The sequence below is a fragment of the Pararhodonellum marinum genome (assembly GCF_015354735.1).
GTDB classification, from domain to species: domain Bacteria; phylum Bacteroidota; class Bacteroidia; order Cytophagales; family Cyclobacteriaceae; genus Pararhodonellum; species Pararhodonellum marinum.
In genome coordinates, this window is sequence record NZ_JACEFJ010000007.1 from 103,537 (window position 1) to 128,141 (window position 24,605).

Here is a 24,605-nt window from a genome sequence, read left to right on the forward strand (position 1 = left end):
ATGATTAAACAGATCCCTTGGTTTTTTGGAATGATGGCCATCTCTATTTTTACGGCTTGCAGCTATCTGGGTGAACCTTTGGAGGACTTAGCCATTCAAAATCGCATGGTAGACCAAGGGGATTATATCATCCTGCAACATGCATCAGTGAACCCGACTATTGGATTTGTGTTTTACCCCGGGGGTCTTGTAGATCCACATGTGTACCTCTGCTGGATGGATGAATTGATCAGCAGAAATCATGAAATCATGGTCTTTTCATTGAAAATTCCAGGTAACCTGTCCATTTTTAAAAATCAGCACGGCGCTTCAATTCCAAAAGATTACCCCAAGATCCGGCATTGGCTTACCGGAGGGCATAGCTTAGGAGGAGTATCTGCTGCAGCCATGGCCAACCGGAATCCGGCACCTTTTTCCAACGTGGTGTTTTTGGGGTCTTGGGTCACTGAAAACTACACCCTCAACCAACCACAGTACAGGGTATTGAGCATTTCCGGTAGCCGGGACGGATTGTCAACACGCGAAAAAATAGATGAAAATGAAGCTTTCAGCCCACCAAGGTTCATCGTTACCGATCCCACGATACAAAGTGGGCAGATCAACAATGTGACTGAATTTTACGAAATACCTGGAGGGAACCACTCGGGCTTTGGCTGTTATGGACTTCAAAATGGAGACAATGAAGCTGACATTTCGGTTTCAGAACAACAGGAACTTATGCTGACAGCCATTTTGACTTTTATAGAAACCCTACAGCCATGAAATCAATTGCAATAGCTTTCCTTGTTCTCCTGCTACCCTACGTTACCATGGCCCAGGATTTCAAATGGGATGCAAATGTCCATAATTTTCAGCGACTGGCCTATCAGGGGAATGCGGGATGGGGTTGGAATGGAGCGGCTCTTTCTGGCAGTTACTTTTTTGAACACAGGTCCAAAACCAAAATTGAGACAGGACTGGAATATGGATTTAATGGTATCAGCCACTATGTCTTTGCTAAAGGGGCCTATCATTACGTCAATACCATTTCTGATTCCCGATGGTGGTACAGCGCCGGTGGCCAAATCTTTCAAGGCATGGCCTTGTTTAGGCCCAGCCCACTTTACATGGGAGGTCTCGGCGTGGAAGCATCCATCAATTACCAATTGAGGCCCAAACTGGCCTTAGGATTATCCATGGGGTTGAGACATTATGGTTCCCCTGCCTATGGCAAATACAGCCAGGTAAACCGGTTTTGGGACCTTCCCATCGGACTTCATTTCAGATTTTGATCAGAAATAAAATAGTTTAGGGCATTTTTCCTGATTTTGAGATATAAAATTGATCCAGCTCTTCCGAGTCTTTGTATTTTATTCTCAAATCTGAAAGTTGTTCATGCAAAATTTTTACCGTTTCTGCATATGCAGGGTCATGGTAGACGTTGCGCAATTCCATGGGATCATTTTTCCTGTCATAAAGCTCCCATTCCTCCACATCATAGTAAAACTTCACCAGTTTGAAATCCTCGGTCACAATACCATAGTGCCTTTTCACAGCATGTACCCCCGGATATTCGTAATAGTGATAATAAACGGATTCCCTGGTCCATTCCTGGTCATTTCCTTGCAATAGGGGAATCAAACTTTCCCCTTGCATGTCCGCAGGTGCATTGACTCCGGCAGCTTCCAAGAATGTTTGGGCAAAATCCAGGTTTTGAACCATTTTGGTATTTTGGGAGCCTGCTGCTATTTTTCCTGGCCACTGCACCAAAAGAGGGGTTTTGAAGGATTCATCATAAATAAACCTTTTGTCAAACCAGCCATGTTCTCCCAGATAAAACCCTTGGTCAGAGGTGTAGACGATGATGGTATTGTCCATAAGCCCATTTTGTTCCAGATAATCCAACAATCGGCCAACATTTTCATCTACCCCGGCTATGGTGCCCAGATAGTCCTGCATGTACCTTTGGTAGCGCCATTGCATAAGTTGGGAACTGTCCATTTCCGGAAAATCCCTTTTAAACGCTTCATTGATAGGTACATAGGTCTCATCCCAGTTGATTTTCTGTTTTTCATTGAGCCTTCCGTAGTTGTGATTAAAGTTACCGGTTCCCCATTTTTCAAAATCCCTAAGTCCCAATTCTTCTACTGTTGCCGGATATAGTTTGGAATCACCCGTCCAATTCATGTGTTTCAGCAGGTTCATTTGAGCCGTTTTCGCCGCAGTCCCTCTCCCTTCATAATCATCAAAAAGGGTTGGCGGCTCAGGAAAGGTCCTGTGGGTGAATTCCTGAAGATGCCGCTCAGCAGGTTCCCACTCGCGGTGGGGGGCCTTGTGCAGGTACATTAGCAGAAAGGGCTTGTCCTCTTCCCTCCTGTTTTCCAACCAATCCAAAGTCATGTCTGTGATCAGATCGGTGACATAGCCTTCCACCTTGACCGTACCCTCCGGAGTAATAAAATCAGGATTGTAGTAATGACCCTGTCCGGGTAAGATTTTGAATTCATCAAACCCCTTTGGATTGTTTCCAAAATGCAGCTTCCCGAACATGGCCGTTTGGTATCCGGCGGTTTGGAGCAATTGGGGAAAGGTGATATTGGTGGTGTCGAATGGGGAAATGTTGTCGATTTTTCCATTGATGTGGCTGTGTTTACCGGTCAGGATCACCGCTCTGGAAGGTGCACAAATGGAATTGGTCACACAGGCATTGGTGAAAAGCATGCCTGCTTTGGCGATGCGGTCTATGTTGGGCGTTTGGATCAAACTGCTATCATAAGCACTGATGGCCTGATACGCATGGTCATCTGCCATCATGAATATGATATTTGGCCTTTTGACTTCTTGCGCAAAGGCCAACTTAATCCATGCCAAACCACAAAAAATTAAAAAAGCTGTCCTTTTGAGTGTATTCATGAGCATGTTTTTTTATGTAGCGCTAATCGATTCTAAAAATTAACCATAAAAAAACTCTTTTTGGGATCAATCCAAAAAAAATCCATCCCTTTTCTGGGATGGACTCTATCAATCCTTGGGCATAAGCCCAGAAGGAGGTTTAAATCTATTCAATAAACTGAATCAAACCATCTGTGATGTCATAATAACCACCGACGATTTTGATCTCCCTATTGTCCTCCATCTCTTTGAGGATAGGGCTTCTCTCTCTGATCAAATCCATGTTGTACCGGACATTATTTTTTGCTACTTCATAAACAAAATCAGCATTGCTCGCCGCTCTGTCTGCTCCTTCTGAAGAAGTGGTCATCTCTACAGCAGGTTTGATGTTCGCAAGCATGGCAGTGATATTTCCCAGCTGAACGTCATCTATGGCCGACTGAACTGCTCCACAATGTTTATGACCCAAGATCAAAATCACCTTAGCCCCTGCAACCTTGCAGGCAAATTCCATACTTCCCAACAAATCAGTGTTGACAAAGTTACCGGCTACCCTTCCCACAAAAATATCTCCTAATCCCCTATCCAAAACGTCCTCGACCGGAACTCGGCTATCCAAGCAGGATATGACCACCGCTTTTGGGAATTGACCTGTAGCGGTTTCTCTGACACGATTTGAATGACTTCTCACCGTTAACTCATTATTGACAAATCGTTGATTCCCATCTTTGAACGATTGGTAGATGGATTCGGGACTGAGCGCATCCCTTTCAGCTTGAGTGAGCACAGGTTCTACCAGGGGTTCAGGTAATTGGGATGTTGGTTCAGCTTCTAGGTTGCTTTCATTTGTGGTGGGGCTTTCACAAGCCACCATGGCCAATAGTGTTGCCACTGCCATTACCTTACTGATTCTGCTGTAATTTGATGATTTTTTCATGTGATTGAAACGGTTTGAATAAAATGGAAAATGTTCTCTTTAAAAATCAAAATTCTTGGATAGAATTAACCTTTCCTTAGCACATCCTGATTTTAGCAAAAAAAACGATAGATAATTTCGCTAAAACACCTTCACTTTTCTATAGGGGATATGTTCTTTCAAACCAATAATTAATCCTAAATTAATAAAAAAACCTTAAATTAAAGTAAGATTATGTCTGTGTGATGAAATAATATTGTTGTTGCTTTGACAGCATGATTTTATCTAAAACCATTAGTCATTGTAATGGCTGTAAAGTTGTAAATAGTATTTATTTACGATTTACTATTTGAGAATGACGTATTCGGAAATGGGATTACTGCCTTTTTTACCGTCACCTTGCCTGCCTACATAGAGATGAATTACGAGTTACGAATTACGAATGATGAATGTTGAATTTAGAATGAAGAGTCTGTGGACTATTTGATTAAAAATTAGTCCAATCCGCCTTTTCTGGTGGCCGGTCTTGGCTGGGGCCAGGTCAATTGTTGGCCGGTTCGGGGACTGGCAGGAAGTACAGCCCTATCTCTGGGCAACAATTCCGGTTCTTCACAAGCCATATAGGTCAGGATCGCGGTTAGAATCGCATTGCTTCTGACATCATCAAAGACGATCTTATCATAAGTGTCTTTCTGGGTGTGCCAGGTGTACCTGCCGTAATCCCAGCTCAGGGAACTCAAGGAAAAACCAGGAGCACCTGCAGCCACAAAAGAGGCATAATCAGAACCACCACCTCCGGGAAATCCGGGGAAGTTGGTATTGATGTGCTTTTTGATGTCTTCAGGAACCGGAGCCAACCAACGGTAAAAGTGTTCGTAGGCATGCAAAAAGCCCTGACCTGATATATTGACTACCCTTCCGGTACCATTGTCCTGATTGAAAAGGGCCTGCATTTTAGCTACGATCTCAGGATGGTCTTCCACGAATGACCTTGAGCCATTCAGCCCCTGTTCCTCGCTGCCCCACAAGCCCACCAGAATGGTTCTTTTGGGGTTGGGATAATGCAGCTTCAGTAACCTGGCAACCTCCATCATGACGATGGTTCCGGTACCATTGTCTGTGGCCCCAGTTCCCCCATCCCAAGAATCAAAATGGGCGGAAAGAATCACGTATTCATCTGGCTTTTCCACTCCCTTGATCTCAGCTATGGTATTAAAGGTAGGCACTGCCCCCAGTTCTTTGGAATCAGCAGTAACCCGAATTTGGGGTTTTGCTCCATTTTCCACCAATCTATACAGCATGCCATAATCTTCCAAAGACAAATCTATGGTGGGAACCGTTTTCGTATTGGCACCGAATATTTTATTGGCACCCCAGCCGTTGGACCAATAAGACATCACAATGCCTACTGCCCCGGCTTTTTCAAGAGCCCTTGGCAAAGTAATCCGGTCCAGGCCTGTTTTCGAAACCCTGTTTGCCCAGGCTTCTGAAGCGGCCGCTTTTTCAAGGCGCATCTTCTCAATGGATTCTTCCGTACCGAATTCCTTCCAATTGTCATCCGGCCTTCCGGTGGGCTGGGGCATGGAAATCATCACATATTTTCCTTTGACATTGCTCAGCCAGTTCTGAAAGGCAATAGAATCCGCCACGTCCGGCAGGGCAATGACTTCTGCCGTTACTGCTTTCCCTTTGGTGGAGGGACTCCAGGCCAATTGGGTACCCTCCAGGGTTACTGTTCTTGGGTGAACCATGTCGATGTGGGTAATGCCCCTCTCCCAGCCTCTCCATTCACCCCATTGTTCATTTCTGGCGCTGATACCCCATTCACCGTATTTGGCCACAGCCCAGTCATGGGCTTGCTTCATTTGGGGGGTGCCTACAAGCCTTGGCCCGATCACATCGAGTAATTCATAGGCCAGGTTTTCCAGCTGTGAATTTTCTTCTGCCTCTTTGATAAGGGCATCGATGATTCCTTGGTCAGTCTGACCTTGAACATTTGAAAAGACAAATAGGCCAACCAGGTAAAGCAGTATGGTGAATTTTTTCATTCCTTAAATTTTATATTTGAGTTGATGTTTAGTTTGTTTTTGGTTCGAAAGTCCTTACAATTCGAATTCAAACCAAAGCTTAAATGGATTTTCCAAATCTAAAAATAGCCAATTGCTCTTCCCTCCACCAAATTTTGTTTGGAAATTACACCAGTGGAAACTGACATGCTTTTTTACTGCATTTTTTTCAATAGGCTGATCGCATGCGTCACACCCCGGAATTGATGGTAAGAGGCTTTCCAGAGGTGGCCTTTGTTCCCCGTTTTCATCTCAGGTTGTAAATCCAATCCGCCAGAATACACATCGCCAAACTCCTCATCTATAAGATATTCCTGATAATATTCCCAAAGCTTTTTGAATTTGCCCCAATAATCCCTTTCATCCTCAGGATAAAGCACATGCATCAGGGCGAGGGTGTTTAGCGCTTCTGATTGCGCCCACCAGTTTTTTCCCATTTTGATGACACTGGGTGCATCCTGGGAAAAATAATAGCCTTCGTCGTAAAAGCCTCCCTTTTCCGCATCCCAACCATGGTCAAGGGCATGGTCTACCATTTTTTTGGCGATTTTGAGTGTATAGGTATCTACTTCTCTTCCCAGCACGTGGGCTGCTTCCCAGAGCAAAAAGGCCGTTTCCACATCATGCCCATAAGAAACATGGTCCAGTTGTTTGTGGGCCAAGATCACGGTGCGATCTTCTTCGTGAAAAGATACCGGTGTCCAATCTGCTTCGTAAAAAAGCCTTAAAAAACCCTTTTCATCCACCATCTTGTCCCTGATCAACAACAACATCTCACTCAATCGGATCCTGAGTTGCGGGTCAGGCCATACCTGATACAATTCCGTAAAGGCTTCCAAAAGATGGATAGAACTGTTTTGATCCTTGTAGCCCAAATCAGAAGTACTCGGCACATCGGCAGTTCTAACAATCGGACTCCCATCTCGTGCCAAATGCTGAAAATAACCACCGTATTCCGGGTCGTGGCTGTGCTTTTCCAACCAATTGAAAGCCTCAATGGCCAGGTTCAAAGCTTCCTGGTCTTTGGTGGCCTTGTAGTAAGCGGCCAAGGCAAATATGCCAAAACTGTTGCCATAGGCTGTCTTGATCTGATCTTCATCGATGGGCTTTCCTTGGCGGTCCACCAAAGTGAAAAAACCTCCGTAGGTTTTGTCCCACATTTTATCCCTCAAAAATTCATACCCCCATTTGGCTCCCTCCCAATAATGGGGTTCCTGGTCATAGCGCATGGCGGCCTGAGCATTGGTCCAGGTATGTCGGGCCTGCGTCACGATCATCTTTCTCTGATCAGGACCGGGCTCGAAATCATATAAAAAGTGACTTAGAAATCCACCATATTCCCGATCGATCGCCTGCGGATACCAGGCAGATAGCATGGTAGCCCTGACGAACTCTTCCATCTCAGCGGCGATGCGTTTGGCCTCAGGGTTGGGAGTGGAACGAGTGGCAAAACTGCTTGCGATAAGGAAAAATAGACACCAGATTGCCGAGGAGTAATGTAGTTTTTTCATAGATAAGTTGATAAAAAAGGGTACTTGTAAAAATATTCATTAATATCCAGTATCAAATGTAAATAATGATGATTAATAGAATAAAATAGCATTTCTTGGAAATAAGTATGCCCTCAGATCTCCCTAAATTCTTTTCAAGATCCAGTCCAGCATGTCCTGCATCACTTTCTCCTTTTCTATTTCATTGACAATTTCATGGTAAAATCCTTTGTAGGAAAGGAAGGTTTTGTCTTTAGAACCGGCTTGTTCGTGAAGCAATTGGCTTCCTTTGGGGTTGGTCAGTAGGTCCTCTGAACCGTGCATGATCAATACAGGTAAGTTAAAAGCAGACATGGTATGCTTGATGGCAGCCATGACTTTGAGTAACTCACTGCCTGTCCTGGCTGGGATGGCTTTATGGTATATCAATGGGTCTTCATCATATTTTTTCACCTCTTCCTGATCTTGTGATACCAGGGCACTGTCCAGTTTGAGAACCTTCAGTTTTGGAAAATACTTTCCGAAGAAAGCACTGCCGGCGATGAGCAGTTTGGATACATTTACCGCAGGCATCAATGCAGCACCACTTAAGATCACACCTCTTATTTCAGGCTGATGATCAATGACAAATTTAGTCACCAAGCCACCTCCCATGCTGTGACCAAAAAGAAACACTGGGATACCTTTTGAATTTGTGATTACCTTCTCGAGCAGCGCCGCTATGTCTTTAAGGTAATCTTCGAAGTTGTCAAAATAAGCGGTGGGTTCTGGCAGGGAGGATTTTCCATGACCCCTTCCGTCGAAGGAGTAAACTGCAATGCCATTCTCTACCCATTTCTTGGCCAGATGCGTGTACCTTGTACTGTGCTCTCCCAAACCATGGACCAAGAGCATGGCGGCTCTGGGTTTTTCAGGAAGCCATGCCTGAAGGTAAAGGGATAGGCCATCGTGCGTCTTATAGGTGGTTTCGTAGTGGTTCATATACAGGGTTTAGTAAATGTCAATCATCTATGGATGCGCCTATGATTTGTCTGAATTTCCATGAGGTGGCTTCTCCGGGTATGGATCTGGTCTGTTTAAACAAAATACCGATGACCTGCTCTTCTGGGTCGGCAAAATAGGAGGTATTGAAATAGCCTCCCCAATCAAATGTTCCTTTTGAACCTTTTCCTCCCAGCGCTTGTCCTTTGTCAGTTACTACCCCAAAAGCAAGCCCATAATGGGCATTCCCGGGATTGCCCCACAAGCCATTGACTTGGTCAGCCATCATCATGTCGATGGTCGTCCTGCTCAAAATCCTGGTTCCATTCAATTCACCTTTATTGAGGTACATCTGCAAAAAGGCTGCATAATCACTTACTGTGCTTACCAAACCTGCTCCACCTGAAAAAAAACGCTTAGCGCCTGAAATAGGGTAATCCGGATCATAAAAGGTGACCGGATACCTGATCCATTCACCGTCTTTTTTGGTCTGCACCGGAACCAATCTGTTTGCTTTTTCTTCTGGAAGATAAAAACCGGTGTCTTTCATGCCTAAAGGTGTAAAGAGTCTTTCCTTCAAAAACACATCGAATGGCTGACCGGAAACAATTTCCACCAAATAGCCCAACACATCCAACCCTTCCGAATAGGTATACTTTTCTCCCGGCTCATGGTGCAAAGGTAAGGCTGCCAACTTTTTCACACTTTCGGCAATGCTGATGTTTTCTGAAGTGAACAAGTCTGTGATCCCTGCTTTCTGATAGATCATTTTCATCCTATCGTCCCCGTCGATTTCCCCATAACCCAATCCTGAGGTATGGGTGAGCAGATGTCTGATGGTAATCGGCTTGGAGACTTCGACAGTTGTATAGGTAGTGTCGGCATATCTGAAATCTTTCAATATCCTGGGGTTTTTAAATTCCGGGATAAATTTATCAATGGGATCATCCAACTGAAACTTACCTTCTTCCCACAACATCATGACGGCTGTTGCCGTAATGGCTTTGCTTTGGGAAGCAATCCGGAAAATATCGTCTTTGCGGTAAGCTTGACCTGTTTCAGGATCAGCCGTTCCAAAGGCTTGATGGTACACTATTTTACCATTTCTTGCAACCAAGGCTACAGCTCCCGGGATTGCATCAGAGGCTACGGCTTCCTGTAACACTTCAGAGATTATTTCCAATCTTTGAGCTGACATCCCGGCGTTTTGTGGAGTGCCTTGGGTTAAAAAGGGGGATTTTTTTTGCGAAGCCGTCTGCGAACAAACAGGATGGGCACTACATAACACCAAAAAAATCAATAGTGATTTTAATGGAATGAATGGGTAATGGTAAAAGGTCATAGATAATCCAAATTGAATGAATCATCCAAGATAAAAAAATTAAGGTGATGAATCGGATAAAAATTGACAAAAGAATCCCTGTCCAAATTTCTATCATTTCAATAGGCCATTTGAGGGAATTGTAGAACCCGGGAAATAAAATTAAATTTAACTATGAACTATACGCAAATCAAAGAAACCTGTCTTTACATTTCCGACCTTGACCAGGCTGAAACATTTTATGGAGAGATCCTGGAAATGCCTGTTATTTCCAAAGTCACCGACCGGCATATTTTTTTCAGGTGTGGCTCATCGGTTTTGTTGTGTTTTATTCCAGATGCCACTAAGAATGAGCGCAACCTCCCTCCCCACTATGCCCATGGCCCCCAACATGTGGCTTTCGAAGTTGACATAATAGCCTATCAAAGCACAAAAGCCAAGCTACTGAAAAAAGGAATATCCATTACCCATGAGCAGGACTGGAAAGAGGGGATGGAAAGCTTTTATTTTGAAGACCCCTTTGGTCATGTTCTGGAAATCGTACCAAATGGAATTTGGGAATAGAGGTAATCCATTCCCAAATCAATCATTCAATGCTATTTCGATCAGAAGCTTATTTTGCCTTGGTCCACTCCACTGTTCTTCCGATCAGGGAAATGCCCACATAACCACGGACCTCTAGTACCTCTGGGTTTTTCTTTTTGATGATACAGGAATAGGTCTTTCCGTTTTTGGGATCATAAATGGTGCCGTCCTCCCAGGTTCCATCATTGTATTTAAAGTCTCTAAGGAGGTTCATGCCCATGATTGGGCGATCCCTTTTGGATTTGTCTGAATTGTTTACATCACGTCTGGGCTTTCCGTCTTCCTCAGGATTTTCAAGCCATACTATTTTGCCATGAAATGTATCTCCGTTTTGGTAAATTTCAATTTTGGCATCTTTCTCTGTATTGTACCACTCCCCTACGATATCATCGGCCTTTTGAGCCATAAGATGGAAGGAAAGCAAAAAAAACAAGGCGGAAAGAAAAGATAAAGTTTTCATTTTAGTCATTGGTTTTAAATTGCAACATTTTTAATTAACACTTACTGCATGTGCAAAATGCAAAAGCCAAGCCAAACTAATGATTGGTCAATTGGACAAGGAACTGTTTTTTTGAGCTGAGATTTTCAATTTCTTTTAAACCCCACATTTGCCAAAGGCTTTTGTTAGATTTGCATACCATATGTCAAAACTTATTAATGGAGCTTTTCCCTTTGTTTTCAACGATGTGGAATTCCATATGTTAAAAGAAAAAGCACTTTATTACCCCGATAAAAAATCACTATTACTTGCTGATTTGCATTTTGGGAAGGCTGCCCATTTCAGGAAGTTCGGTATTCCTATTCCTGAGCAACCTCATCGGGACGATTTGAAAGTGTTACAGCGGCTGATTCTTGAGACTTCAGTCAAAGAGGTGTTGATTCTGGGGGACCTTTTTCACAGCAGTCTAAATGCACAATGGGGCGATATTCAGAATTTTTTTGAAAGCTTCCCAGACATTCAGTTCCATTTGATCAAAGGAAATCACGATATTTTGCCGGCCCTCAGCTACCAATCGCCTAATCTCAAAGTTCATGTGGAACCACTGATATATGGTCCTTTGCTGTTGAGTCACCAACCCTTGGATAAGGTACCAGAAGGGTTTCTTAATGTCTGTGGACACATCCACCCTGGGTATGCTTTGAGGTCTGCGGGGAGACAAAGGCTCAGGTTACCTTGTTTTTACCGAAAAGAAAATCTGTTGATTTTGCCTGCTTTCGGGAAATTTACGGGTTTATATGTGGTCACCTGCACCAGTGAGGACGAAATTTACGTTGTCACAGAGAACAAAGTCATGGCCATCAATTTAATGCAATAAGGTTGGTTTAATGCGGATACCTGATTAATTTTGACCAATTCAATACCCTCCATGGATAAACCAGCTAGAAAAAAGAAGAAACTGGGCAGTTTTAAATTTGCAAGTGTACTCTTTAGTACCACGCTTTCCCTGTTCATTCTTGGCCTCTTTGGCGTGATTTTAATTCAGGCCAAAACCCTCACCTCCATTATTCGGGAAAACATTGAAATTCAGATTTTTCTCAACAAAAACATCTCCGAGGCCGACAGGAACAAGATTGGAAAAACTTTGGAATCAAAACCTTATGTACTGAATAAGGAGGGGCAACCTGTGATCACCTTTATTTCCAATGAAGAAGCTGCTAAAAACTTCTTGGAGGATACGGGAGAGGATTTTACCCGGTTTTTGGACGATAACCCTTTGCGTGACAGCTATACTTTTGCCGTCAGTGAGGAATTTCAGACTTCAGAGCAGATTGAGGAAATTGTGACTGAAATAAAAGCCATGAACGGGGTCTTTGAAGTTACCTATATGAGCGACCTCATCGATTCCATCAATAAAAACCTGCTAAAAGTGAGTCTGGTGATGGGTGCCTTTATCCTGATTTTGATCATCACAGTAATCATTCTGATCAACAATACCATTCGTTTGGCTTTGTTTTCCCAAAGGTTCCTTATCCGCAGCATGCAACTGGTCGGTGCCACCAAAGGCTTTATCAGAAGACCTTTTCTGGGGAGATCCTTCGTCTTCGGTGCCTTAGCTGGTCTGCTTTCATCTGGGTTACTTTATCTATTGATCGAATATGCCAAGGCCAACATTGACGGATTTGGCGTCCTACAAAACAATGAACTGCTCCTTATTCTGTTCGGGTCCCTGATTTTGATCGGGGCCATCTTGTCTTTGTTCAGTACACTGAGGGCAGTCAACAAATACTTAAATATGTCACTAGACGAACTTTATTAAACATGAGTGAGAACAACATGCCTTTTTCAAGGAAAAACTATCAGCTGATGCTAATAGGCATAGGTATCATCGCCCTTGGATTTATCATCATAGGCCTTGATAAAACCCAACATGGATTTGGGGTAATGGGCCTCACTTTGGGACCTGTAATCACCTTGATAGGATTTATTTTTCAATTTTATGCCATTTTTCATAAACCAAAGGAAAATTAATGACCTTAATTGAAGCGATCATACTTGGCATCGTCCAGGGATTGACCGAATTTTTACCTGTCAGCAGCAGTGGACACATAGAACTTGGTAGCTACATACTTGGCGTACAAGCAGGTGATAACATGCTATTTACCATCGTGGTCCATGCCGCAACCGCTTTGAGCACCATTGTGGTGTTCAGAAAAGACATTTGGGCCATCTTCATGGATTTGTTCAAGTTCCAATGGAATGCCGGAACACAATTTATAGCCAAAATTGCAGTGACTCTGATCCCCATAGGTATAGTAGGGGTCTTTTTTGAGGAACAAATCGAATCATTCTTTGGCGGAAAAATCATTTTTGTGGGGAGCATGTTGCTGATTACTTCCCTCCTTTTGTTATTTTCCCATTATGTGATCAAAAAGAATGGGGAAGTTACCTTTCCAAAAGCTTTGCTCATAGGCATCGCACAGACTTTGGCAGTTTTGCCAGGTATATCCCGTTCCGGAGCCACCATTTCGACTGCCTTGTTATTGGGTGTCGAAAAGGAGGAGGCCACGCGATTTTCTTTTTTGATGGTGTTGGTTCCTATTTTGGGCGCTTCATTCCTTAAGGTCATCAAGTACATCAAAGCCCCTGAACTGGCAGAAAGCATCCCCGGTTCAGTACTGACGGCCGGATTTATCGCTGCCTTTCTTGCCGGGCTTTTGGCCTGTGTCTGGATGATCCAAATAGTGAAAAGGGGAAAACTGATATATTTCTCCATCTATTGCGCCATAGTAGGTATCGTTGCCATAGTGGCTGGATTGATTATTTAAAACATGTCGGAACAGGATCCTTACGGAGAAGTATTTTTGGTCAACAAGCCTTATGAATGGACCTCATTTGATGTTGTCAAAAAAATAAGGAATGCACTGCAGGTGAAAAAAGTCGGTCATGCCGGTACTTTGGACCCATTGGCTACCGGTTTATTGATCATATGCGCAGGCAGAAAAACCAAAAGCATCAATGATTACATGGGCATGGAGAAAGAGTATACCGGGACATTTGTGCTGGGTGCTACCACTGAATCCTTTGATTTGGAAAAAGAGATTACCCCTGTAGCCGATCCAACTGGGTTAACCCAAGACGAGGTCCAAAGGGCCATTGCGCAACTGACTGGAGATATTTTACAAATCCCTCCCACCCACTCCGCTATCAAGGTCGATGGCAAAAGGGTGTATGAATCTGCGAGAAAGGGCATTTCGGTCAAAATGGATCCAAGACCTGTTCAAGTCACTGAATTTGAACTGACCCGGTTTGAGTTGCCTGAAATTGATTTTAGAATCGTTTGTTCCAAGGGGACCTACATCAGAAGTCTAGCGAGAGATCTTGGTGAGATGCTCGGTGTAGGTGCTTATCTTGCGGCCCTGACTAGGACTAGAATCGGAACCTTCCGATTGGAAGATGCAGCAGATGTGGTACCTTTGACAGAAAGCATTAAAGCTCGGCAGCAATGAAAATTCATGAAGGCCTAGACCATTTTCCCAAAGTCAAAAACCCAGTTGTAAGCAGCGGGACTTTTGATGGGGTGCATTTGGGACATCAGAAAATATTAAGAAGACTCAAAATTCTGGCAGAGAAGGTAGGTGGAGAAACGGTTCTTATCACGTATTGGCCACATCCCAGGCTGGTACTCTATCCAAAAGAACATCAGCTTCGACTTTTAAGCACCTTTGAAGAAAAGGCCAAGCTGCTCAGAAAATTTGGCATTGATCACCTTTTGACCATCCCATTCACCAAGGAGTTTTCACAGCTGACTTCTGAGGCTTTTGTAAAGAAAGTGCTGGTTGAGAAAATTAAAACCCATACCTTAGTCATAGGCTACGACCACCGGTTCGGAAAAAACCGTGAGGGAAGTTTTGAATACCTCAAATCAAACATCAGTGCATTTCCTTTCGATTTGGAAGAAATTTCCCGAGAGGACATTGACAATGTGGGGATATCCAGCACCAAAATAAGGAAAGCCCTGGAAACAGGTGATGTGGCGACCGCCAATGAATATTTGGGCCGGGAATATGAGTTGAACGGTCTTGTCATCAAAGGACAGCAGATAGGTCGATCCATTGGCTTTCCCACAGCCAATATCTACATTCCCAATGACTACAAACTAGTACCCAGTGATGGGGTGTATGCTGTCCACGTCGGGTTAGGTGAAGAAAGGTACGGAGGTATGCTGAATATTGGAAACCGGCCCACTGTAGATGGTACCAAAAAAACCGTTGAAGTCCATCTATTTAACTTTGACGATGACCTTTATGATAAACAAATCACCGTTTACTTAAAGGAATTTTTGAGACCGGAAAAAAAATTCGGAAATTTGGAAGCCTTAAAGAATCAATTGGTCAAAGACCGCCAAGAAGCCATGGATATTGTCAAAACAACTGATTTCAGATCATGATCAACAAAACAATAAAGGATGCCGATGAAGCTGTAAAGGATATATCCAATAACGCTGTGTTAATGATAGGTGGTTTTGGTTTGAGCGGAATCCCTGAGAACAGCATTACTGCATTATTGAAAAAAGATATTTCCGGACTAACCTGTATTTCCAACAATGCCGGGGTGGATGATTTTGGCATCGGCCTTATGCTTAAAAAAAGGATGGTCAAAAAAATGATTTCAAGCTATGTAGGAGAAAACAAGGAGTTTGAAAGGCAATTGCTCAGTGGGGAACTGGAAGTAGAGCTTATTCCTCAAGGGTCTTTGGCTGAAAGGGTAAGGGCTGGAGGAGCCGGTATTCCGGCATTTTTTACCCCCGCGGGTGTAGGTACGGAAGTGGCAGAAGGGAAAGAAGTCAGAGAGTTTCATGGAAAACTGTATCTGATGGAGCGCTGGCTGAGGGCTGATTTTTCTCTGGTCAAGGCTTGGAAGGGAGACACCGCAGGGAATTTGATTTTCAAAGGCACAGCACGCAATTTCAATCCCATGATGGCAGCAGCCGGAACGATCACCATCGCAGAAGTAGAAGAACTGGTGGAAGCTGGAAGTCTCGATCCCAATCAGATCCATACTCCAGGAATCTATGTGCAGCGGATCTACCAAGGGAAGGACTATGAAAAAAGGATAGAACAAAAAACGATAAGCCAGTAAATATAACCTTCTTTAAGGAATCTCAGATCAAAAATACTCCCTAAACGAACCAACATGCTGGATAAGAATCAAATTGCAAAAAGAATTGCCAAAGAGGTCAAGAATGGACAGTACATTAATTTAGGTATCGGAATTCCTACTTTGGTAGCCAATTACATTCCCAATGACCTGGAAGTAGTGCTTCAATCTGAGAATGGCTTACTTGGGATAGGCCCTTTCCCCAAAGAAGACGACATAGATCCAGATCTAATCAATGCCGGCAAGCAGACCATTACCATGACAAAAGGCTCAGCTTTATTCAGTTCAGCCGAATCCTTTGCCATGATCCGTGGGGGGCATGTTCATTTGACTATCTTGGGCGCCATGGAGGTTTCAGAAAACGGCGACATTGCCAACTGGAAAATCCCGGGAAAAATGGTGAAAGGAATGGGAGGAGCCATGGACTTGGTGGCATCAGCAGAAAACATCATCGTAGCCATGCAGCATTGCAGCAAGGACGGAAAATCCAAGTTGCTTAAAACATGTAGCCTACCGATCACAGGCATCAAATGTGTCAAAAAAGTAGTGACAGATCTTGCTGTTTTGAAAATTTTGCCAGAAGGTGGGTTTAAATTATTGGAAAGAGCACCAGGTATTTCGGTGGAAGAAATCAGATCCAAAACAGAAGGTAGACTTGTAGTAGAAGGAGAGGTTCCTGAAATGGACATCCAATAGCTTATTCATTCAGGTTCATCCCCAATAAAGACTAAAAATTAACCAGCTGTTATTCGCATTAATTTAAAAAAATGAAAAACTCAGAAATAAAATTCAAAGTAGAGCTAGACGACAAAAACCTACCCAAAAAAATTCTTTGGGATGCTTCTGACAAAGAAGCAGAAGGCATGGAATCTACCAAAAGCATCAGTCTCAATGTCTGGGATAACCTCAACCATTCTACTTTAAGGATAGATCTATGGACGGATGACATGTCTGTAGCCGAGATGAAAAGATTTTATATTGATGTGATAGGAGGTATGGCACAGACCATATTAAATAGTACAGGAGATGAATTTATGTCAGAAGAAATGAAAGAACTGTGTGACCGTTTGGTAAAACATGTCAACGAGGAAAACAAAAAGTCTGATAATTAATCACTTAGAGTAAGTTGAATTTTGCAATAATCCATTTTTTCAATTGGATGTTAGGATTAAATGACACTTTTCACAAATGATATTTTTCATTTTAGGACAAAAATCTTTTTAAGCATAGAAAATTAAACTTTTTTTATAATATATTTCGCTAGTATTGTTAGGTTAAAAATGCATCCATTTAAGCCAAAAAATATTAAAACAAACATAAACCCAAGAAACCAATGAATCATTTTAAATCAAAAATTTGGTGGAAAGCTGCTGTACTTTTTGCCATGATTTCCCTGAATACCCTTTTGGTTTATGCCCAAGGCACTACCAATATTTCAGGTAATGTCACTGATGCGGATACCAAAGAAACCTTGATCGGGGTTAATATACTGGTCAAAGGGAAAGTAATCGGTACCATCACTGATGTCAATGGAAATTTTAACCTAAGGGTAAATCAGGATCCGCCATTGACTTTGGTTTTTTCCATGGTGGGTTTTGCCAGTAAGGAAGTGGAGATCAGCCAAAGCCAGGTCAGCAACCTACAGGTAACACTTGCTGAACAAACCATATTGGGTCAAGAAGTAGTGGTATCAGCTTCGAGGGTAGAAGAAAGCATTTTGCAATCTCCCGTTTCTATTGAGAAAATGGACATTTTGGCTATCCGGGATACGCCATCTGACACCTATTACAAAGCCATCGCCAACCTTAAAGGAGTGGATGTCACCTCCTCCTCCATTAACTTTCAGATCATCAACGCGCGAGGATTCAATTCTACTGGCAATACCAGATTTGTTCAGCTGACCGATGGAATGGATACGCAGGCGCCGGCTTTGAACTTCCCCATCGGAAACCTAAATGGCCCTTCAGAGCTTGACGTAGAAAGCGTAGAATTCATTCCAGGAGCCTCATCAGCACTTTATGGACCAAATGCTTTTAATGGGATACTTTTAGTAAACAGCAAGAGTCCTTTTGAATACCAAGGCCTCAGCGGATTCTACAAACAAGGGGTCAACCACCTCAACGGACGGGCTGGAGAACCTCAGAGTCCACAGCCCATGTTTGAAGGTTCGATTCGCTATGCCCATGCTTTCAACAATAAATTTGCTTTTAAAGTCAATGCCTCTTACATGCAGGCAGAAGATTGGTACGGTACAGATCAAACGGATCTGAATGAAAGAAATCAAGGCAACCTTCCCTTCAATCCAGGTGCAAATAGAGTCCACGTTTTTGGTGATGAGGTGGCCAACAACATTGGCTTACTAAGAAATGTGGGTGCGATCCAACAACAAGCCAACGCCCTTGGACTGGGTGGTTACCTTTCATCCATTCCTGACCAAGTGGTATCAAGAACTGGCTATGATGAAAGATTTTTAGTGGATTACCAAGCTAAAAACCTGAAATTGAATACCGCCTTACACTACAGAATAACTGATAAAGCCGAACTTTCCTATACTTTCAATTACGGGGGAGGTACGTCAGTCTACACTGGAGCCCAGCGATACTCTTTAAGGAATTTCGAAATCAGCCAGCATAAATTGGAACTCAGAGGAGACAATTTCTTCTTGAGGGGATATACCACCCGGGAGAATTCTGGAGAATCCTACATTGCTGATCTGACAGGGGTCAACATCAACAGCCGATGGAATGATAATTCCAGTTGGTTTGGTGAATATACCTTGACGTATATGGGTGCTTTGGCAGCTGCTGGCGTTCAACCTGGCACCATGGGATCTGTAGAACAGCAAGCAGGAGCGCACCAGGCAGCCAGAAACTTTGCCGATAGAAACCGCTTTATGCCTGGTACCCCGGAATTTGAAAATGCCAAAAGAGAGATCAACGGTGAAATCATTCCAGCTGGTTCGCTATTCAATGATCAGTCCAGAATGTACCATGGAGAGGGCCAGTACAATTTCAAGGAAGAAATCGACTTTATGGATTTGCAGGTCGGCGCCTCTTACCGCTTGTTTGAACTGAGATCCAACGGAACCATCTTTGCCGATGTGGAAGGAAATGACATCACCATTGCGGAATACGGTGCGTTTGTCCAAGCTGGTAAAAGAGTGGCGAATGATAAATTGAAATTTATGGGATCCTTGAGGTACGACAAAAACGAAAACTTTGCCGGACAGATCAACCCTAGGATCTCAGCAGTTTATACAGAAGGCAACAACAACATCAGACTTTCTTATCAAACAGGTTTCAGGATGCCTACCACTCAGGCCCAACACATAGACCTCAATGTGGTCTCAGCGAGGTTGATTGGTGGCCTGCCTTTCTACCGAGAACGCTATGACATCTTCAACAATGCCTTTTCTTTGGCCTCTGTCAATGCCTACACTGCAGCGGTAGGTGCAGGTGCCAGTCCTGTTGATCCATCGGCAACTTCCTTGTTGCAGCCGGTGACGGAGCTACCTGATCTCAGGCCCGAACAGGTGCAATCCATAGAGGTGGGTTATAAAGGCCTCTTGGCCAACAACAGGCTTCTGGTTGACGTAGCCTATTACTACAATGTTTACAATGATTTCATCACCCAGACAGCGGTGAGGAGAGCGCCGGGACCGGTATTTCCAACCCCACAAAATGGAGATCAGTTGGCCATCAACGCCATCAACGCTCCTACGCTTTTGACTCCAATTACTACACCTGGCCAGGAAAACACCTTCCAGACTTATACTAACCTGGTGGATGACCAAGTAAGGGCCCACGGAGCAGCCATCGGCCTTACCTATAACCTTCCAAAAAACTATACCATCAGCGGAAATTACAATTTTAACCGGCTGTTGACTGAATTCGAAGAAGGTTTCCTATCTGAATTCAACACGCCTGAACACAAGACCAACATCATATTCGGCAACAGGAGATTGACAAAGTATCTGGGCTTTAATGTGGCTTACAGGTATCAAACCGAATTTGAATGGCAGTCTTCCTTTGCGATAGGTACTGTGCCTGCTGTACACAATTTCGATGCCCAGGTCAGTTACAAAGTTCCTAGCATTAAGTCCATCGTAAAGCTGGGTGGTTCCAATATTTTCAACAACAGGTACATCCTCAATTTTGGAGGCCCCAGCATCGGAGCCATTTATTACATCTCGATTACCTTTGACGAATTGTTAAATTAAACAGGAGCAATCATGAAGAATTTTCAGAAATACCTATATATCTTATCCATCGGAGTCATTTCAGCCTGTCAATACGAATTTCCCGAAGTTCCGGTAATTGAACCGGGCCCCGGTGCTGCCGACTTTTCCAAGGTGGTCTCTGTGGGTGATGCGATGACAGCTGGTTTTATGGATGGAGCCCTTTACAATAGAGGGCAGCAAAATTCCTTTGCCAATATCCTTGCCGGACAAATGGCTCTTGCTGGAGGAGGTGATTTTAACCTTCCGGATATCGAATCCCAAAACGGCTTTTTCGGCATGGGACCAGGCGGTGTCCCATTGGGAAGACTTATCCTAACTGTCAATCCAACTACCGGAGCCACTGCTCCTGCCCCGATTGGTGTGGGTGAACTTCCTGCTCCTTTCACAGGTGACAAGACTGCCTTGAACAACTTTGGCGTACCCAACATCACCTTGGGGTTGGCCTTGATCCCCCAAACCGGTGGCCCGAATGTTCCTCAAAATCCAGCTTACAATCCATTTTATGCTAGGTTTGCCAGCAATCCGGGTACTTCTACCATCATCGGTGACGCAGCAGCTGCTTTGGCCAACGGCGGTACATTCTTTACCTTTTGGTTGGGAGGAAGTGACGTCTTGGGATATGCCGCAGGTGGAGCAGCTGATCCTTCCTTGCTCACCTCAGATGCTGACTTTCAAGCCAGACTGACTGTGGCACTTGGATCCATGCTTCAGGCCAACCCAGAAGCGAAAGGAGTAGTAGCCAATATACCCGCTTTGGATGTATTGCCTTATTTCAACCTTGTCCCTTGGAATGCCCTTCCCTTGTCAGAAGCACAGGCCAATCAGGCCAACGGAGCTTATGCCCCATATAACCAAGGACTGGCTGCATTGCAGGCCGCACAAATAATAACTCAGGAAGAACGCGAACTGCGCACTATTGTGTTTCAAGCGGGCCAAAATGGCTTTGTATTAGAGGATGAAACCTTGACCAACCTTACAGGGCAAGGATTGCCTTCGATCAGACAGAGCAAAAATTTCGATAAAGCCACCCTTACCCTTTCCCAAGCCTTGGGACAACCGGTGGGCGGAAATCCTGCGCTGATTCGTGGAATCAGCTTCCCTGTTGAGGATCAATTTGTCTTGATTCCCTCTGAGCAAGATGAAATAAGGACCAAGATCTCCACCTTTAATGGAATCATCGCTTCAGCAGTGCAGGCCAACGGAGAGCGCCTGGTTTTGGCAGATGTCGAACAATTGCTGGATGATGTGGCTGCTGGAAGGGTTAATTCCGGAGGTGTCACCCTGACCGCTTCCATCATTCCGCCAAACGGAGGTTTCTCTGTCGACGGGGTCCATCCAAATGGCCGGGCACATGCCTTCGTAGCCAATGAAATGATCCGAGTGATCAATGACAAATGGCAGGCCAATATCCCAAGAGTAAATCCCAATGCTTATGTGGGCAACGATTTGCCTGTAGGTGGGAACTGATGTTAAGAATTAATCCCTTTAAAAAAGAGCCCAATGGGCTCTTTTTTTTGTCCAAAAAACAAAAACCCGGTCTAGAAGACCGGGTTTTTGATAACTTTAACCACTAACAACCATAAAACAAAAAGCCTCAATATGGGGTGAGCCTAAGCCACCACACATCACTTTTTGGTAGTCCGTACGGGAATCGAACCCGTGTTTTATCCGTGAAAGGGATACGTCCTAACCCCTAGACGAACGGACCATTAAAACAAAAACAAGAAATCAAAAGTAGTCCGTACGGGAATCGAACCCGTGTTTTATCCGTGAAAGGGATACGTCCTAACCCCTAGACGAACGGACCATTAAAGCTTGATTTCTTGTCTTTTCAGAAAGGTTTTGCAAATATAGAGGGTTAAATTAAGAATGCAAAATGCTGCCAAAAAATATTTGGTTTTGAGTCCCAATCCCTTGATTACAAGAAGTAAAAACTTATCATTCTATGGAGATTTCACCGGCTAATGTAAGGATACTTTCACAATTTAAAATGTCGGGCATTTATTGGATCAAAGTCTGTTTCATTTTCAATATTTCCAAGATAATCAACAGATTAATCCTTGATTTTTTTAATTTTGAACAATGAACCAACTCAGCTTTGTAATTTTTTTTGTTGAGATAACATAGTCTACTTGCTCTGCATCAGGCTGTCTTTTGTTTACAAATTATGACTTTGTTTATACGTTATCGGCTTCAGGTAAACTACTCCTGAATTATATATGTTTACTGATTTATTATACAAAACTTAACTTAAACCTAAAAAAACATGGCACTAAGACTAGGAGATGAAGCTCCAAATTTCACTGCGGAAACCTCAGAGGGAACCATCGATTTTCATGAGTATCTGGGAGACGGATGGGGGGTCCTTTTTTCCCACCCTGCGGATTACACACCGGTCTGTACTACAGAACTGGGAACAGTTGCGAAACTAAAATCCGAATTTGAAAAGCGGAATGTAAAAGTGATGGCCTTGAGTGTGGATGGATTGGAAAGCCACAAAGGCTGGATCAGTGATATCAATGAAACGCAAAACACCACTGTAAATTTTCCGATCATTGCAGATGCAGACAAAAAAGTCTCCATGTTGTATGATATGATTCATCCCAATGCAAGCGAAAATTTCACCGTAAGGTCTGTTTTTGTCATTGGAAATGATAAAAAAATCAAGTTGATCATCACCTACCCTGCCTCTACCGGAAGAAACTTTGATGAATTGCTCCGAGTGATTGACTCCCTTCAACTGACTGCCAATTATTCTGTGGCTACTCCGGCCAACTGGAAGCATGGTGAAGATGTAGTCATCGCCCCTGCGATCAGTGATGCCGATATCCCAGGTAAATTTCCAAAAGGCCACAAAGTCATTAAGCCTTATTTGAGGACAACCCCACAGCCCAATCTTTGAAATCGGACCTACAACCCATAAAAACCTGATGTAAGAAATCAGGTTTTTTTATGGTTGGTCAGATTCCAGCATTACCCTGAAAAAGAATTATGAATTGAGAGTTACGAGTTATCAAGCTTTCTGCTTAAATCTTTGAGCTTCAGGATTTATCCTGATATCGAGTTATTCAAAAATCGTAAATCGTAAATCAATGTCGTTTAGATAAGGAATTTCCAAAACTAAATACCCCATATAGTTATGAAGGTAATGATAAAAATGTTATTTTAAAGTAATGAAACACTGCTTTCAGCACATAAAATCCGTAAAAGTTTAGGGAAGCCGCAATAGAAAAAATCATAAAACTAATAGATGATGGAGAATATATCAGCCGTTCAAAGACCGGCTCTAAAAAAGTTTTTGTCAGAAACAGAAAACTTCCCTTCAAAGACTTAATCGTTATGCTTAGCCGAGGTGTCAAAAGTTCTCTCCAAAGAGAACTGGATGATTTTTATAAGCAGGTAACAGGCAGTGATTTCAACATCCGTCAGGTTACCAAAGGTGCTTTTACCCAAGCCAGGGCCAATCTTAAGCATGAAGCCTTCATAGAATTGAATGAGAGCGTGAATAATTCCTTCTATGAAACAGCCCCATATCTTGTCTGGCATCAGATGAGGCTTCTTGCAGTAGATGGCACACGTCTGGTCCTGCCTAACCACCCAAGCATTAAAGAAGAATTCGGTGAACATGGTTTTGGTCCCAATGCGGACAGCAAACGGTCCCTGGCACTGGCCTCTTTTCTGTATGATCCTCTAAATCTCACTACCCTGGATGCACAGATAGCCCCCTATGCGTCCAGTGAGCGGGAACTGCTTAAGGCCCATATTGAAAAACTTTTACCAGGGGACTTATTATTGCTGGACAGGGGCTATCCCAGTATAGCCATATTCTATCTGCTGAAAGCCAGGGGTGTTGAATTTTGCATCAGGATGAAAGAGGATTGGTGGCTTTCTGTAAAGGAGTTTATGGAAAGTGGTGAAAAGGAGAGAGAGGTGGAATTTAAGCTTCCCAAAAAAAACCATGCTCTGCTTGGGGAATATCCCGAAACAATAAAGGAAAGCATTAGATGCCGTTTAATCTGTGTGGAACTGGAAAACGGGGAGAAAGAGGTGCTGTGCACTTCTTTACTTGATTCAGATAAATATACCCATAAGGATTTAACCGAACTCTATCATTACAGGTGGAATGTGGAAGAAGGGTATAAATTGTTCAAAGCAAGGCTGGAGGTAGAGAAATTCTCGGGCAAGACGGCTTTAGCTGTAAAACAGGATTTCTATGCCAAAGTATACATGATGAGCCTGAGTGCGGTGTTGGCATTTCCGATAGAAGAAAAGGTCAGGCAGGAATATAACCAGGAAAAGAATAAGCATCCTCAGAAAATCAACCGGACAAGTACAATTGGTATGACCAGAGATTTAAGCATTGGCCTGTTCATTAAAAAAATGATCCGAAAAGCTTTGTTGGCCTTCGATGCTCTTGTGTACAGAACAAGGGAAATAATAAGGCCCGGAAGAAAATTTGAACGAAAACACAGAACCAAAAAGCTTTATAGCATGAACTATAAGCCTCTTTAGTCTTAACTAAACGACATTGAATCG

23 protein-coding genes and 2 tRNA genes are annotated in these 24,605 nt (G+C 43.4%); 16 read left to right on the forward strand and 9 right to left on the reverse strand.

Going from position 1 to position 24,605, the window contains the following annotated elements:
• Together H1A14_RS13915 and H1A14_RS13920 are read left to right on the forward strand one after the other, a co-directional pair.
• Entirely contained in the window at positions 1-762 is a 762-nt protein-coding gene (locus tag H1A14_RS13915; RefSeq protein ID WP_194776884.1) for an alpha/beta hydrolase, read from the forward strand.
• A complete protein-coding gene (locus H1A14_RS13920) occupies positions 759-1,271 on the forward strand; it encodes a hypothetical protein (protein ID WP_194776885.1) in 513 nt (170 codons plus the stop codon). Before H1A14_RS13915 ends, H1A14_RS13920 begins: the two co-directional genes overlap by 4 nt.
• A 16-nt stretch (positions 1,272-1,287) precedes the next feature.
• Here H1A14_RS13920 and H1A14_RS13925 read toward each other — a convergent pair whose 3' ends face one another.
• The 6 genes from H1A14_RS13925 to H1A14_RS13950 form a co-directional block, all read right to left on the reverse strand.
• Positions 1,288-2,898 carry a sulfatase family protein gene (locus tag H1A14_RS13925; protein ID WP_194776886.1) on the reverse strand — a complete coding sequence of 537 codons (1,611 nt, stop codon included), beginning with the start codon at positions 2,896-2,898 and terminating at the stop codon, positions 1,288-1,290.
• A gap of 139 nt (positions 2,899-3,037) precedes the next feature.
• Positions 3,038-3,808, reverse strand: a complete 771-nt coding sequence (locus tag H1A14_RS13930) for a carbonic anhydrase family protein (RefSeq protein ID WP_228527787.1) — start codon at positions 3,806-3,808, stop codon at positions 3,038-3,040.
• Between the two features lie 473 nt (positions 3,809-4,281).
• Entirely contained in the window at positions 4,282-5,835 is a 1,554-nt protein-coding gene (locus H1A14_RS13935) for a M20/M25/M40 family metallo-hydrolase (protein ID WP_194776887.1), read from the reverse strand.
• A gap of 173 nt (positions 5,836-6,008) precedes the next feature.
• Positions 6,009-7,364 carry an AGE family epimerase/isomerase gene (locus H1A14_RS13940; RefSeq protein ID WP_194776888.1) on the reverse strand — a complete coding sequence of 452 codons (1,356 nt, stop codon included), beginning with the start codon at positions 7,362-7,364 and terminating at the stop codon, positions 6,009-6,011.
• Positions 7,365-7,487: 123 nt separating this feature from the next.
• Complete coding sequence (locus tag H1A14_RS13945) at positions 7,488-8,324, reverse strand: alpha/beta hydrolase (RefSeq protein WP_194776889.1); 837 nt, start codon at positions 8,322-8,324, stop codon at positions 7,488-7,490.
• A gap of 19 nt (positions 8,325-8,343) precedes the next feature.
• Positions 8,344-9,666 (reverse strand): serine hydrolase domain-containing protein, encoded by a 1,323-nt coding sequence (locus H1A14_RS13950; RefSeq protein WP_194776890.1) that lies wholly within the window; start codon positions 9,664-9,666, stop codon positions 8,344-8,346.
• 153 nt (positions 9,667-9,819) lie between these two features.
• Here H1A14_RS13950 and H1A14_RS13955 point away from each other — a divergent pair, with 153 nt between their 5' ends.
• The gene (locus H1A14_RS13955; RefSeq protein WP_194776891.1) at positions 9,820-10,209 is read left to right on the forward strand and encodes a VOC family protein; all 390 of its coding nucleotides are present in this window, start codon (positions 9,820-9,822) and stop codon (positions 10,207-10,209) included.
• A 49-nt stretch (positions 10,210-10,258) separates the two neighbouring features.
• Here the strand turns inward: H1A14_RS13955 and H1A14_RS13960 are convergent, their stop codons facing one another.
• Positions 10,259-10,690 (reverse strand): DUF2147 domain-containing protein, encoded by a 432-nt coding sequence (locus tag H1A14_RS13960; RefSeq protein ID WP_194776892.1) that lies wholly within the window; start codon positions 10,688-10,690, stop codon positions 10,259-10,261.
• Positions 10,691-10,871: 181 nt separating this feature from the next.
• Here H1A14_RS13960 and pdeM point away from each other — a divergent pair, with 181 nt between their 5' ends.
• From pdeM to H1A14_RS14015, 11 genes are all read left to right on the forward strand, one after another.
• Positions 10,872-11,546, forward strand: a complete 675-nt coding sequence (pdeM, locus tag H1A14_RS13965) for a ligase-associated DNA damage response endonuclease PdeM (protein WP_194776893.1) — start codon at positions 10,872-10,874, stop codon at positions 11,544-11,546.
• Positions 11,547-11,597: 51 nt separating this feature from the next.
• Positions 11,598-12,488 (forward strand): cell division protein FtsX, encoded by an 891-nt coding sequence (locus H1A14_RS13970; protein WP_194776894.1) that lies wholly within the window; start codon positions 11,598-11,600, stop codon positions 12,486-12,488.
• 2 nt (positions 12,489-12,490) lie between these two features.
• Complete coding sequence (locus H1A14_RS13975; protein ID WP_194776895.1) at positions 12,491-12,700, forward strand: DUF3098 domain-containing protein; 210 nt, start codon at positions 12,491-12,493, stop codon at positions 12,698-12,700.
• Positions 12,700-13,497, forward strand: coding sequence for an undecaprenyl-diphosphate phosphatase (locus tag H1A14_RS13980; RefSeq protein WP_194776896.1), 798 nt, complete (start codon positions 12,700-12,702; stop codon positions 13,495-13,497). Before H1A14_RS13975 ends, H1A14_RS13980 begins: the two co-directional genes overlap by 1 nt.
• A gap of 3 nt (positions 13,498-13,500) precedes the next feature.
• Positions 13,501-14,178 (forward strand): tRNA pseudouridine(55) synthase TruB, encoded by a 678-nt coding sequence (gene truB / locus H1A14_RS13985; protein WP_194776897.1) that lies wholly within the window; start codon positions 13,501-13,503, stop codon positions 14,176-14,178.
• The gene (locus H1A14_RS13990; protein WP_194776898.1) at positions 14,175-15,119 is read left to right on the forward strand and encodes a bifunctional riboflavin kinase/FAD synthetase; all 945 of its coding nucleotides are present in this window, start codon (positions 14,175-14,177) and stop codon (positions 15,117-15,119) included. The genes truB and H1A14_RS13990 overlap by 4 nt, the downstream gene beginning before the upstream one ends.
• Positions 15,116-15,811 carry a CoA transferase subunit A gene (locus H1A14_RS13995; RefSeq protein WP_194776899.1) on the forward strand — a complete coding sequence of 232 codons (696 nt, stop codon included), beginning with the start codon at positions 15,116-15,118 and terminating at the stop codon, positions 15,809-15,811. The genes H1A14_RS13990 and H1A14_RS13995 overlap by 4 nt, the downstream gene beginning before the upstream one ends.
• A gap of 54 nt (positions 15,812-15,865) precedes the next feature.
• On the forward strand, positions 15,866-16,525 hold the full coding sequence (locus tag H1A14_RS14000) for a 3-oxoacid CoA-transferase subunit B (protein WP_194776900.1): 660 nt from the start codon (positions 15,866-15,868) through the stop codon (positions 16,523-16,525).
• A 71-nt stretch (positions 16,526-16,596) separates the two neighbouring features.
• Positions 16,597-16,941 carry a gliding motility protein GldC gene (gene gldC / locus H1A14_RS14005; RefSeq protein WP_194776901.1) on the forward strand — a complete coding sequence of 115 codons (345 nt, stop codon included), beginning with the start codon at positions 16,597-16,599 and terminating at the stop codon, positions 16,939-16,941.
• Between the two features lie 272 nt (positions 16,942-17,213).
• Positions 17,214-20,048 (forward strand): TonB-dependent receptor, encoded by a 2,835-nt coding sequence (locus H1A14_RS14010; RefSeq protein ID WP_194777017.1) that lies wholly within the window; start codon positions 17,214-17,216, stop codon positions 20,046-20,048.
• A gap of 12 nt (positions 20,049-20,060) precedes the next feature.
• Positions 20,061-21,536 (forward strand): hypothetical protein, encoded by a 1,476-nt coding sequence (locus H1A14_RS14015; RefSeq protein ID WP_194776902.1) that lies wholly within the window; start codon positions 20,061-20,063, stop codon positions 21,534-21,536.
• A gap of 166 nt (positions 21,537-21,702) precedes the next feature.
• Here the strand turns inward: H1A14_RS14015 and H1A14_RS14020 are convergent.
• Positions 21,703-21,777, reverse strand: a tRNA-Glu gene (locus H1A14_RS14020).
• A gap of 27 nt (positions 21,778-21,804) precedes the next feature.
• Positions 21,805-21,876 (reverse strand) — tRNA-Glu (locus tag H1A14_RS14025).
• A gap of 459 nt (positions 21,877-22,335) precedes the next feature.
• Here H1A14_RS14025 and H1A14_RS14030 point away from each other — a divergent pair.
• Together H1A14_RS14030 and H1A14_RS14035 are read left to right on the forward strand one after the other, a co-directional pair.
• A complete protein-coding gene (locus H1A14_RS14030) occupies positions 22,336-22,971 on the forward strand; it encodes a peroxiredoxin (RefSeq protein ID WP_194776903.1) in 636 nt (211 codons plus the stop codon).
• Between the two features lie 362 nt (positions 22,972-23,333).
• A complete protein-coding gene (locus tag H1A14_RS14035; RefSeq protein ID WP_317174896.1) occupies positions 23,334-24,581 on the forward strand; it encodes an IS4 family transposase in 1,248 nt (415 codons plus the stop codon).
• The last annotated feature ends 24 nt before the right edge of the window (positions 24,582-24,605 follow it).